Annotated in this window: 10 protein-coding genes and 1 tRNA gene; 9 read left to right on the forward strand and 2 right to left on the reverse strand. The window is 53.5% G+C overall.

From position 1 onward, the window contains the following. Window positions 1–16: 16 nt before the first annotated feature. The 5 genes from ACSC94_RS04035 to ACSC94_RS04055 all read left to right on the forward strand — a co-directional run bounded on the left by ACSC94_RS04035 (window position 17) and on the right by ACSC94_RS04055 (window position 6,232). Complete coding sequence (locus tag ACSC94_RS04035; RefSeq protein ID WP_014102799.1) at window positions 17–1,879, forward strand: copper resistance system multicopper oxidase; 1,863 nt, start codon at window positions 17–19, stop codon at window positions 1,877–1,879. Further along, window positions 1,869–2,651: a copper resistance protein B gene (locus tag ACSC94_RS04040; protein ID WP_014102800.1), complete on the forward strand. Its 783-nt coding sequence runs from the start codon at window positions 1,869–1,871 to the stop codon at window positions 2,649–2,651. Before ACSC94_RS04035 ends, ACSC94_RS04040 begins: the two co-directional genes overlap by 11 nt. A gap of 11 nt (window positions 2,652–2,662) precedes the next feature. Then, window positions 2,663–3,286 (forward strand): DUF2231 domain-containing protein, encoded by a 624-nt coding sequence (locus ACSC94_RS04045; RefSeq protein ID WP_014102801.1) that lies wholly within the window; start codon window positions 2,663–2,665, stop codon window positions 3,284–3,286. Between the two features lie 24 nt (window positions 3,287–3,310). After that, complete coding sequence (locus ACSC94_RS04050) at window positions 3,311–3,736, forward strand: copper-transporting P-type ATPase (protein WP_014102802.1); 426 nt, start codon at window positions 3,311–3,313, stop codon at window positions 3,734–3,736. A gap of 138 nt (window positions 3,737–3,874) precedes the next feature. Beyond that, complete coding sequence (locus ACSC94_RS04055) at window positions 3,875–6,232, forward strand: heavy metal translocating P-type ATPase (RefSeq protein WP_435641776.1); 2,358 nt, start codon at window positions 3,875–3,877, stop codon at window positions 6,230–6,232. A 50-nt stretch (window positions 6,233–6,282) separates the two neighbouring features. Here the strand turns inward: ACSC94_RS04055 and ACSC94_RS04060 are convergent. Together ACSC94_RS04060 and ACSC94_RS04065 are read right to left on the reverse strand one after the other, a co-directional pair. After that, a tRNA-Ser gene (locus ACSC94_RS04060) sits at window positions 6,283–6,372 on the reverse strand. Window positions 6,373–6,461: 89 nt separating this feature from the next. Beyond that, complete coding sequence (locus ACSC94_RS04065; protein WP_435641777.1) at window positions 6,462–7,790, reverse strand: tyrosine-type recombinase/integrase; 1,329 nt, start codon at window positions 7,788–7,790, stop codon at window positions 6,462–6,464. Between the two features lie 276 nt (window positions 7,791–8,066). On the opposite strand from ACSC94_RS04065, the gene ACSC94_RS04070 reads away from it, so the two are divergent. The 4 genes from ACSC94_RS04070 to ACSC94_RS04085 all read left to right on the forward strand — a co-directional run bounded on the left by ACSC94_RS04070 (window position 8,067) and on the right by ACSC94_RS04085 (window position 12,284). Continuing rightward, window positions 8,067–8,840, forward strand: a complete 774-nt coding sequence (locus tag ACSC94_RS04070; RefSeq protein ID WP_435641778.1) for a YdcF family protein — start codon at window positions 8,067–8,069, stop codon at window positions 8,838–8,840. Window positions 8,841–8,848: 8 nt separating this feature from the next. After that, the gene (locus tag ACSC94_RS04075) at window positions 8,849–9,841 is read left to right on the forward strand and encodes a lytic murein transglycosylase (RefSeq protein WP_435641779.1); all 993 of its coding nucleotides are present in this window, start codon (window positions 8,849–8,851) and stop codon (window positions 9,839–9,841) included. A gap of 31 nt (window positions 9,842–9,872) precedes the next feature. Beyond that, complete coding sequence (locus ACSC94_RS04080) at window positions 9,873–10,883, forward strand: septal ring lytic transglycosylase RlpA family protein (RefSeq protein ID WP_435641780.1); 1,011 nt, start codon at window positions 9,873–9,875, stop codon at window positions 10,881–10,883. A gap of 126 nt (window positions 10,884–11,009) precedes the next feature. Further along, window positions 11,010–12,284: a D-alanyl-D-alanine carboxypeptidase family protein gene (locus ACSC94_RS04085; protein WP_435641781.1), complete on the forward strand. Its 1,275-nt coding sequence runs from the start codon at window positions 11,010–11,012 to the stop codon at window positions 12,282–12,284. Window positions 12,285–12,288: the final 4 nt, after the last annotated feature.

The following is a 12,288-nucleotide window of genomic DNA, read 5'->3' on the forward strand; positions in this document are numbered from 1 at the left end:
GCTATGGGGATTCCCGATGAAATTTTACGCCTATACTCTATTTTTGTGCCTGTTCTTTAGCTTTGCCAGCCCGGCCAAGGCGGAGGAATACAATCTTGTCATTGCCCATGAACCCGTGAATATCACCGGTAAGACCGTTGAAAAAATCACCATTAACGGCACCATTCCCGGCCCGACCTTGCGGTTTACCGAAGGCGAGGATGCCATCATTCATGTCACAAACAAGATGGATGAGGATACGTCCGTCCATTGGCACGGCCTGATTTTGCCCGGTGAAATGGACGGTGTTCCCGGCTTCAATGGTTTTCCGGGTATCAAGCCGGGCGAAACCTTCACCTATCGCTTCCCTGTTAATCAAACCGGCACCTATTGGTATCACGCGCATAGTTCCGAACAGGAACAGGACGGACATTACGGCTCTCTCGTGCTTGTCCCGAAAGGCAAAGACCCGATCCGCGCCGACCGCGATTATGTTGTCCTTTTATCAGATTTCCATGATGAAGACGGAAAAGATATTTTCAGCAATTTGAAAATGTCGTCTGAGTATTACCAATATGCTCGCCGCACGATTGGAGATTTCTTTGCGGACGCGGAAGAAAAAGGATTTGGCAAAGCATGGGCCAACGCCAAAATGTGGGGCGAAATGCGGATGCTGCCGACCGACCTTTCTGATGTTTCCGGCTATACATTTCTCGTGAACGGCAGAACGCCTGAACAAAACTGGACGGCCCTGTTCAAACCCGGCGAACGGGTGCGCCTGCGTTTCATCAACGCTTCGGCCATGAGCATTTATGATGTGCGAATTCCCGGTCTGAAAATGAGTGTGGTTGAGGCGGACGGCCAAGGCGTAGAGCCGGTTACGGTTGATGAATTCCGCTTTGGCGTTGCGGAAACCTATGACGTTATTGTGACGCCCAAGGAAGACAAAGCCTTCACGATTGCAGCGGAATCTATCGACCGCACTGGCTTTGCACTTGGCACCCTTGCACCGCGCGAAGGCATGAAAGGCCCGGCACCGCAGACGCGCCCGCGTGCTTTGCTGACTATGGCGGATATGGGTATGGGCCACGATATGGCGGGCATGGAAGGCATGGACCATTCCAAAATGAACCATGATATGCCGATGGGCGATATGGCAGGGATGGATCATGGTAACATGGGACATGACATGGTCGGAATGTCTATGGAGGATATGCAAAGCGGCTGGGCGCAAGCGGGAACCCCGCCGGGCGACAAGGCTTTAAGCTATGCCGATCTTCGCTATGTCGGCATTCAGGCAGACACGCGCCAGCCGGAACGTGAAATTCTTGTCCGTCTTGGCGGCAACATGGAGCGTTTCATATGGACAATTAATGACAAGAAATTTGAAGATTCCGGGCCGATCAATCTGAAATACGGCGAGCGCGTTCGCCTGAAATTCGTCAATGATACGATGATGGCGCACCCTATGCACTTGCACGGAATGTTTGTTCAACTTGAAAACGGCCAGCCCGCCGAAAAATTACCGAACAAGCACACGGTCATTGTCGCACCGGGGCAAACCTATTCGGTATTGCTGACCGCCGATCAACCCGGCGAATGGGCGTTCCATTGCCATCTCCTGTTTCATATGTCCGCAGGTATGATGAACAAGGTGGTTGTAGCAAAGCTTGACCCTAATGCCGTGCCGCCGCCGAAAGCATCCACCACGAAGGCTGCGCCGCAAAAAGAAAAGCCGGAACAGGCTGATCCGCATGAAGGGCATTCCATGCCGATGAACCATCAAGGCATGGACATGAAAGGCATGGACGACATGCCGAGTATGGATCATTCCACGCCTCAAAAAAATGATACTTCGTCAAATCAAAATTCTTCTCACGGAGGCCACGATGCACACTAAACCTATTCTTGCGGCGTTATTGCTGCTTTCGACCACGCCCGCTTTCGCGCAAGACCCCCATGCCGGGCATGTTATGACCGCGCCAGTTCCGGCGGAGGATTCGTCTTCGGATTCCAAGGAAGCCATGACCGGTGGAGGTCACGGTCACAATCAGCTGTTTCATGCCTTTCGTTTGGAAACCGATTATGGCGCGGGTACGGAAGGCCCGGTCGCCAGTTGGGGTTTCGACGGATGGATTGGAGGCGATTACAACAAGCTTGCTTTGAAAATCGAGGGCGAACATGGTGAAGGGAAACTAGAGCAGGCTGAATTTTGGGCGTTGTATAGCCGCAACGTCGCCCCGTTTTGGGATTTGCAGGCGGGTATAAGGCATGACACGCAGCCGCAATCAACAACGTATTTCGTTTTCGGTACGGAAGGTCTTGCCCCGTATTTCTTTGAAACCGAGGCTCATTTGTTTTTAAGCGAGGATGGCGATTTAAGCGCGCGCATAAGCCAAGAAAACGACTTCCTGATTACGCAACGCTTGATTTTGCAGCCCTATGCGGAAATTGAATTATCCGCACAGGATATACCGGAAAAATCTATCGGCGCAGGATTGACACACGGTGAAATCGGTTTGCAGACGCGCTATGAAATCACCCGCAAATTCGCGCCTTATGTCGATTTCCGTTATGAGCGCAAATTCGGGGAAACCTCATCCATTGCCAAAGATGAGGGCGAAGATAATGACGATTTTATTGCCGCCGTTGGCTTGCGGCTCATGTTTTAGGATATAACGCCATGACAATTGAAATCATACCAAACTGGCACCCGATACTGGTGCATTTCACAATCGCCCTTTTAAGCGTTTCTGTTGTTCTTTTTCTGGCGGAATCGTTCGTCAGAAAATGGAAGCTGCATATTCAGCTTGTCACCGTTGCGCGCTGGAATCTCTGGCTAGGTTCTCTGGCCGCTATCGCCACCGTTATTGCCGGGTTTGACGCTTTCAATTCCGTTGCCCACGGCAGCGAGGCGCAGCACTTGGCAATGCTCGATCACCGCAACTGGGCTTTAAGCACCGCTGCCCTGTTTATTGTTTTAGCTATCTGGTCGTTATCGTCCTCCCTTCGTGGCAAAGCAGATTTCAGGAGATCCAAAAATCTTGTTTTCGTTTCTCTTATGGCGGTGGCCGGATTGATGCTGACAGCCACCGGCTATAAAGGCGCGGAGCTTGTTTATCGTCACGGCCTTGGCGTTATTCCCATGCAAGTCGGAATGACAGCCGGACACAATCATAGTGATGGCGGTGCAGAACAAGGCGAAGGCGAAGGCCACGACATGAAAATGGATATGAGCATGGAAGGCGGGGAGCATGATGAAGGCTCCGAAAGTAGCCATGAAGATACCGGCGATCACCAACATTAACTTAAACCCTAAAGGAGAAAACCTATGAAAACTTTTGTACTGGCTTTGATACTGACTTTGTTTGCACTCCCGGCCTTTGCCGCCGATCACCAACACGGCGATAGCTGGCTCAAACCTGTAGAGGCAAAATATGTTTGCATGATGAACAACAAAGCTTTCGACAAGCCGCAAATGGCCGTCGAGGTGGAGGGCAAAACTTATTACGGCTGCTGTCCGATGTGCAAAGATATTTTACAAAAAGACGCCTCCAAACGATCCGCAAAAGACCCTGTTAGCGGCAATGCCGTTGACAAATCCAGCGCGATAATCGGCACTGACGCGCATGGTATGGTCTATTACTTCGAGAATGAAGAAAACTTTCACAAATACGCCAGCGGCCCCATGCCTGAAATGAATCCCGAGCATATGGATGGTATGGATATGAAGGGCATGAAAGGGCATAACCAATAAGACGTATATCAAAGCGGTGATTGCCGCTATCGTTGTTGCCGGGACGGGATTTCCTGCCCCGGCACAAGCCCGGCCCTTACCTGACCGGGTGCAGGAAATTGAACAAATAAAAGCTATGCTGGAAAAAAGGAAACAATAATGAAAAGCCACACTCACGCAGACACGAAAGAAAAAACCCATTCCTGCTGCGCGAGTCATGCGGGCAATGAAAACAAAAACAATATGGCGACAGACCCGGTTTGTGGCATGAATGTTGACCCAGAAACAGCGAAATATAAAAACACCTATAAAGAGCAGAAATACTATTTCTGTGCGGAAAATTGCCTGAAGAAATTCAAGGCCGACCCGGAAAAATATCTTGCGCCAAAACTGGAAGAACCCACTGCGCAGGGCGCAATTTATATATGTCCGATGCACCCGCAAATTCGACAGCAAGGGCCGGGTACTTGCCCGATATGCGGCATGGCGTTGGAGCCGGAAGTGATAACCGGTGACGAAGGCCCAAATGAAGAATTGCGCGATATGACGCGGCGATTCTGGATCGGGCTTGTTTTAACGCTGCCCGTTTTTGCGCTAGAAATGGGCGCGCATCTTTTCAATTTGCATCTTGTCGGCCAGCCGCTTTCTAACTGGCTGCAAATGCTGCTGGCGACTCCGGTTGTGCTATGGGCAGGGTGGCCGTTCTTCACACGCGGATGGGCGTCCCTTAAAACCCGCAATCTCAATATGTTTACCCTGATTGCGATAGGCACAGGCGCGGCATGGCTTTACAGCATGGTGGCAACCCTCGCACCCGGCATTTTTCCGCCCGCCTTCCGGCAAGCCGGGGGCGCGGTGGCGATTTATTTCGAGGCGGCGGCAGTGATTACGGTGCTGGTTCTGTTAGGGCAAGTGCTTGAATTGCGGGCACGGGAAAAGACAGGCGGTGCCATTCGTGCGCTTCTTGATCTCGCGCCTAAAACGGCGCGACGGGTCGGCGAACACGGCGACGAGGATATTTCCTTGGAGCATGTGGCGCAGGGCGATTTATTGCGCGTTCGCCCCGGCGAAAAAGTGCCGCTTGATGGCACGGTGATGGAAGGCCGCAGCGCAGTGGACGAGTCGATGGTCACAGGCGAATCCATGCCGGTGATGAAAGAGGCCGCCGCAAAAGTGATCGGCGGCACCATGAATCAGACTGGCACTTTCATCATGCGGGCCGATAAAATCGGCAAGGACACCATGCTGTCGCGAATTGTGAATATGGTGGCCGAAGCGCAGCGCAGCCGCGCGCCTATTCAGCGCATGGCCGATATGGTAGCGGGCTGGTTCGTACCAGTTGTCATTCTGGTTGCCATTATAAGTTTCGGCATATGGGCATTTTTCGGCCCGGCTCCGGCCTTTGCTTATGCGCTGGTCGCAGCAGTGTCCGTTTTAATTATCGCTTGTCCGTGCGCCCTTGGTCTTGCCACGCCGATGTCGATTATGGTCGGTGTCGGGCGCGGCGCGCAGGCCGGGGTTCTGATTAAGAATGCCGAGTCTTTAGAACGTATGGAAAAGATTGATACGCTTGTTATTGACAAGACTGGCACTCTGACCGAAGGCAAGCCAAAAGTCACGGCGATTGTCGCGGAGGCTGGTTTTGATGAAACCGGGCTTTTAGCCTTTGCCGCCACGTTGGAAACGGGCAGTGAGCATCCTTTAGCTCATGCCATCGTTGAAGCGGCAAAAGAAAAAGGCTTAACCTTGCCGCAAATCAGCGATTTTGATTCTCCCACCGGAAAGGGTGTTGTCGGCCAGATTGAAGGTCAGCTGGTTGCACTCGGTAACGTCAAGCTGATGGATGATTTAAAAATCGATGTGGCGGGTCTGTCAAGCCGTGCGGATGAATTGCGCAGCAACGGCGCGACGGTCATTTTCATGGCCGTGGGCGGCAAGGCGGCGGGGCTTCTGGCGATTGCCGACCCGATCAAGGCAACAACGCATGAAGCGATACAGGCTTTGCAAAAATCCGGCCTGCGCGTTGTTATGCTGACCGGCGATAACAAAGTCACGGCACAGGCCGTAGCGCGCCAGCTTGGCATTGCGGAAGTCGAGGCAGAAGTTTTGCCGGAAGATAAAAGCCGGATTGTCAAAAAATTGCAGGCAGAAGGCCGGGTGGTGGCAATGGCGGGTGACGGAACAAACGATGCCCCTGCACTGGCTGCTGCCGATGTGGGTATAGCGATGGGAACGGGGACGGATGTAGCAATGGAAAGTGCGGGTGTAACCCTGCTCAAAGGCGATTTAAACGGCATTGTGAAAGCTCGCCGCCTGTCCGTCGCTGTTATGCGGAATATCCGGCAAAACCTGTTTTTTGCCTTCATATACAACATGGCGGGCGTTCCTATTGCTGCGGGAATCCTCTATCCCACGTTCGGAATCCTGTTAAGCCCAGTCATGGCAGCAGCGGCAATGGCTTTAAGTTCGGTGTCCGTTGTGGCGAATGCCCTGCGGTTAAAGGCGCAGCGTTTGTGAGAAGGGGGGCAGGGACGGTAAAACCGGAGGCTTTGGTTCCATCGAAGTAATGGCGGAGGGGGTGGGATTCGAACCCACGGAGGAGTTGCCCCCTCGATAGTTTTCAAGACTATTGCCTTAAACCACTCGGCCACCCCTCCGTTCGGGAATATCTATTTTGAATCTGGGTCAAAATGCTGAGTAGTAATAGCCATTTCTTATAATCAGGAAAGGTTATCTTTTCAAGCTGTTATAACGGGCTGTCTTCATTTTTTCCGGCCTTTTGGGGCTTCCTTTTCGGCTTCCTGACGTTGATGGCCGAGGCATCCAGCGTGTTTTTCAGGTGGGCGGCATAGAATTGCTCGATCATTTCCACGGATGTCCGGCAATTTTTGGCGATTTGATAGATGTCTGCACCCTCCATCAGCCTGAGGCAGATATAGGTATGGCGGAGGCTATAGGACGTTCTGACATTCCCGTCCCGGTCATATTTCAGGTTCAGTTCATCCAGAATCTTGTTCATGGTGTCACGGGGTGTTTTGCCAAAGATTTTATCTGTCGGCTTGCCGCCGTGCCGTTTCTGCATCCGCTGAAAGGGCAGGATGGCCCCTGACATAGACTTACAGTAACCAACGCCGCGCTTGCCCCGCACTTCGATTTCAAGAAGGCGTTCGCCTGAATCTTGGTCTGTCACGATTGTGACATCCCTGTACTCAAGCCGTCCGGCTTCGTCCGGCCTTAAACCTGTATTCGCCATGAACAGGACGTAGTCGTGTAAATCCTCCCATACCGTCCTGTAACGCTCACGCGAAGGGTTCTTCGCTCGCTCGCGTGTGGCTTCATACAGCATTTTGTATTCTTCGGGGGAGAACCAAGCCCTGTGTTTGACTTTGCCAGATGTTTTATAGGGTGCGGATATATCCGGCACGGCATCTATCCAGCCATAGCGGTGCGCGGTTTTTAAAACCAAGCGCATGGTTACGGTTTCATGGTGCAGGGTGCTGCGGGAGGGTATGCGTCCCTTATACCCGTTGGTGTTCCTTGCCACCCTGTATTCCTGCATCAATCCAGCGTTGATTTGCTTTACGGGCATTTCGCCAAAGAAGGGGATCAGGTGGACATTGATACGCATTGCATGGCCTTGCGCCCATGCTTCGTTCCGTTCGCCTTGGGTGATGATGTTGTATTCGGCAATGAATTTCTCTGCTGCCTCCGCAAAGGTCGGGCCGCTGGCCGCCTGTTTCTTGGGGCGCGGTTCATAGGGGCGGGGCGTTTGAGGGGCATAGGGTGAATGGGGCGCATTATTATAATGCGCGGGTTCTTCTATTCTGTGGTGATGCGGGGCTGCTTTATGCAGCAAGTTTTGGGTGAGGCCGCTTTCCTGAAAGCGGCGGGAATCCACATAAACGCTCATATACCACTCCCGCGCATAATCCATCGCCATAGCGAGGCTTTCATGCTTGGTGGATTTGCGGTGGTTACGTCCGTTCATGTAGGTGGAGCATTGCCAATAGCGGCTGCCGTCACGTCTATAAACGTGGACTTTGCCGTCCATCAAAGAATGGGTTTCTGTGACCATCAAGCGCGCCCTTTCTGTGTCAGAAAGTGTGTAACACTTGTGTAAGTATAAACCGGAAAGGTTAAAATTGATAAGTAATTGATTTTAAAGGAAAAATAGAGTTGAAAATAGGGTCGATTGGTTTTCAAGACCAGAGCCTTAAACCACTCGACCACCTCTCCGTGACCATCATTTGACTGTGGTTTGATTGCAGGCATATTTAAGGTTTTGGATAAGCCCTGTCCAGCCCCCAATCGCGCTTGGTCAACAGGGAAGGGGGGTGGTAGCCTTTGATCCATGACATTCTGGCTTTCAAAAATACTGTGGGCGGTGATCAGCCCGGTTAATCTGGCCGCCATTCTGCTAGCCCTCGGGGTTGGGCTGGGGCCGTTTTTCCGGCGTGTTGGGTATGGGTTATGTGCCTGTGCGCTGGCCATTATTGTGGTTTTTGGGGTTTTGCCGACGGGCACCAATCTGGTCGCATGGCTGGAGCGTCAGGTTCCGGCCCCGGCCAGCCTGCCGGGGGAGATTACGGGCATTATCGTGCTGGGCGGCATGTTTGAAACGCGCCTGTATAATGAAGTGTCCGGGCCGCAATTGAATGAGAATGTGGATCGCGCGCTCAAAGCTATGGAAATTGGGCGGAAATATCCGAACGCCAAACTGGTGTTCAGCGGCGGGAGCGGGTTTTTGACCGAGAACAGCCGGACAGAGGATATGGACGTGGCCGATTTTTTGGCGCGGCAGGGCTTTCCGTTGGACAACGTGCTGTTTGAAAATGAATCCCGCAATACTTATGAAAATATTTTGAACAGCAAAGAGCTGATCCGGCCGGGCGTTGGCGAGACCTGGATTTTGATTACATCGGCGTTCCACATGCCGCGCGCCATGGCCGTGGCCAATGAATTGGGGTGGACGGATATAATCCCGGTTCCGGTGGATTACCGCACCAGCGGGCAATATCGCATCGCACCCAGACGCTTGGATGTTCTGGGGGAGATGTACCGATCATCAATTGCTATAAAAGAAATCATAGGCTTAAATGCGTACAGATTCTTGGGGAGAGCATAAACCTAATCATGCGCAAAATTTTGTCGTATTTCGCTTTGTCTTTGTCACTGTCCGGCATGTTCGCGGGCAGCGCGATGGCGCAGGGGGGAAGTTTTCCCGACTGGCTGAACAATTTCAAAAGCGAAGCCGCGCGCGAAGGTGTGTCGCAACAAACGATCAATGCGGCCCTGAACGGCATTTCACCGATCCAGCGCGTGATTGATCTGGACCGCAAACAACCGGAAAGCAAAATCGGTTTTGCCAAATACAAATCCAACGTCATCACCCAAGGCCGCATTGACGAGGGCCGCAGCCTGTTGCGCCAACATTGGAACGACCTGCAACGCATTGAACAACAATTCGGCGTTCCGCCGCAATATGTCGTCGCGCTGTGGGGCATGGAAACCAGCTACGGTAAAAACACCGGCGGGTTCGATGTTGTTGATGCGCTGGCGACATTGGCATGGGAAGGCCGCCGGGCGGAGTTTTTCAAAAAAGAATTGCTCGACGCCCTGAAAATCATCGATCAGGGCCACACCAGCGCCGATAACATGCGCGGTTCATGGGCCGGGGCGATGGGCCAATGCCAGTTTATGCCGTCCAGCTTCCGTAATTTCGCGGTTGATTATAACGGTGACGGGCGCAAGGACATCTGGGGCACACGCGCCGATGTGTTTGCGTCCGCCGCCAACTACCTGTCGAAAAGCGGATGGAAACATGATGAACGGTGGGGCCGCAAAGTCTCCGCGCCCGCCGGACTGCCGAAGGGTTTGGAAACACGCAAAACCATTTCCGAATGGGCGCAATTGGGTGTGAAGCAGGTTGATGGTTCCCCGTTGCCGAAATCCGATACCATGATGGCGTCACTGGTCGTGCCGGAGGGTGGCAATGGCGAAGCCTATCTGGCGTATGATAATTACCGCGTGATCATGAAATGGAACCGTTCGATTTATTTCGCAACATCCGTTGGCCTGCTGGCCGATCTGATCGCCAAGGGCGCGCCGACGCCTCTGAACCAATAATCACTTAATACAAAGAGAGAGCCTGCGGCTAATGAGAAAGTTTGTCCTCCTGATCCTGGTATCGTTGACCCTGTCCGCCTGTACCGAAATGGAATATGCGTCACACCTGACGAAACAGGCGATGGGGTCCGATCAGCAATATGCCGCGAACAGCGGCGGCAGTGTCGGCCAAACCAAATTGCCGGACGGAAAAACATCCGAAGGGCTGTACAAGGTTGGCAAGCCCTACAAGATCGAAGGGCAATGGTATTACCCGAAAGAAACCTACAGCCACGTTGAAACCGGTATCGCGTCCTGGTACGGCCCGGGTTTTGATGGCAAACGCACGGCCAGCGGTGAGATTTTCAACAGCGATGAATTAACCGCCGCGCACCGCACCTTGCAAATGCCCTCACTGGTCCGCGTGACCAATCTGGATAACGGTAAATCCGTCATCGTGCGTGTGAATGACCGTGGCCCGTATAAACGGGGCCGCGTCATCGATCTGTCCAAACGGGCCGCCGACTTGCTGGGCTTCCGCAATCTGGGTACGGCCAAGGTGAAAATTGAATTGATGCCGGACGAAAGCCTGATGGCCGCCAACATGGCGAAGCAGGGCCAAAGCACCAAGGGCATCGAAATGGCCGCCAATAATGGCAAGCTGAGCGCACCGACGGCGCAACGCGGTGATGTCCAAATGGCGTCACTCAATAACGACACATCCATTGTCGGCCGTCCGGCCAGTGTGGAAAGCGAAGTATTACCACCGGGGCACACGGATAACACGGGCCGCTATCTGCCCGATCCGGTCGTGACACAAATGCCCGTCACACGCACCGGAATTTATGTTCAGGCCGGCGCCTTCACCGTGCGTGAAAACGCCGAAAGTCTGAAAAACACCCTCGGTTCGCTGGGGTCCGTGTCGGTCCATACGGCACAGGTGAAAGGCCAGCAATTCTACCGCGTTCGCATTGGCCCCGTGGACAATGTCACGACGGCGGACAAGATGCTGAACACTGTGGTGGGCATGGGGCATAACAACGCCTTGATCGTGGTTGATTGATCATCCGGCATCATCCCAAAAAATCCCCTGTAAATCCGCGGCAAACCCGTTGATTTTCGGGCTGTTTCGGGGTCTTATGGGGCCTTGAACACTCCTCATCCTCCTTCGACCTTTGAGAAGAGCGCTATGACCAAGCTTAAGTCCCTGATTCTGACCATTTTTATCGCTGTTTTTGCCCTGCCGATGGCCGCCATGGCCCAGCCGGATGACGCGCTGGACAGTGCGTCGTCCTTCGATATGAAAAAGCTGATGAATCGCGCCATCAGCGGCAACCTGAACGACCAGACAACGGCGAAACAGGCCATCATCATCGATTACGACACGGGCATGGTCCTGATGGAGAAGGATGCGGACACGCAAATGCCGACCGCGTCGATGAGCAAGACCATGACTCTGCACATGGTGTTCAAAGCGTTGAAAGAGGGCAAAATCGCCCTCGACACCATGCTGCCCGTCAGTGAAAAAGCATGGAAAATGCAAGGCTCCAAAATGTGGGTCGAGCTGGGTAAGGCCGTATCGGTCGAAGACCTGATCCGCGGCGTGGCCATTCAATCCGGTAACGACGCCACCGTCGTGCTGGCCGAAGGTTTGTCGGGCACCGAAGAAGCCTTCGCCGCAACAATGAACGAAGAAGCCAAACGTCTGGGGATGACGGGAAGCAACTTCACCAACGCCAGCGGCTGGCCCGACCCGAACCATTATTCAACGGCCCGCGATCTGGCCATTCTGGCGGCGGATACAATTCGGAACTATCCGGAATATTATCCGTACTATGCTGAACTGGAATATACCTATCACAACATCCGTCAGGCCAACCGCAACCCTATCCTGACCCAGAATCTGGGCGCGGACGGAATCAAAACCGGCCATACGGAAGAGGCGGGCTATGGCCTGATGGCGTCCGCCGTCCGCGATGGTCGCCGCATTGTTCTGGTGATCAACGGTTTGGACAGCATGGCGGCCCGCGCGCAGGAATCTGCACGCTTGGTCGCATGGGCGCAAAGCACATTCGAAAACGTATCTCTGTTTAAAGCGGGTGATACGGTCGAAGAAGCCGAAGTGGTCATGGGCCAATCGGCCACTGTTCCGCTGGTGATCGAAGAGGGGATTAAAGTCACCTTGAAAAAAGCCATGCGCAACGACCTGAAGGTCAGCGTTTTGTACAAGGGCCCGCTGCAAGCGCCTGTGAAAAAGGGCGATGTTGTCGGTTCCCTGAAAGTCGAAGCCCCGGGCCTGCACGCGTTTGAGGTGCCGCTGGTCGCTGGTGCCGATGTTGCGCCGCTGGGCCTGTTCGCCAAGACGATCGCGAAGGCCAAAGTTCTGGTTGGGCAGAAGAAAGCCGCAGCCCCGGCGCAACCCGACCCGATCGTGAAAAGCGCGGCCGAGCCGGTTGCACAATAACGAT

The organism is Micavibrio aeruginosavorus, from assembly GCF_051245535.1.
Classification (GTDB): Bacteria; Pseudomonadota; Alphaproteobacteria; order Micavibrionales; family Micavibrionaceae; genus Micavibrio; species Micavibrio aeruginosavorus_D.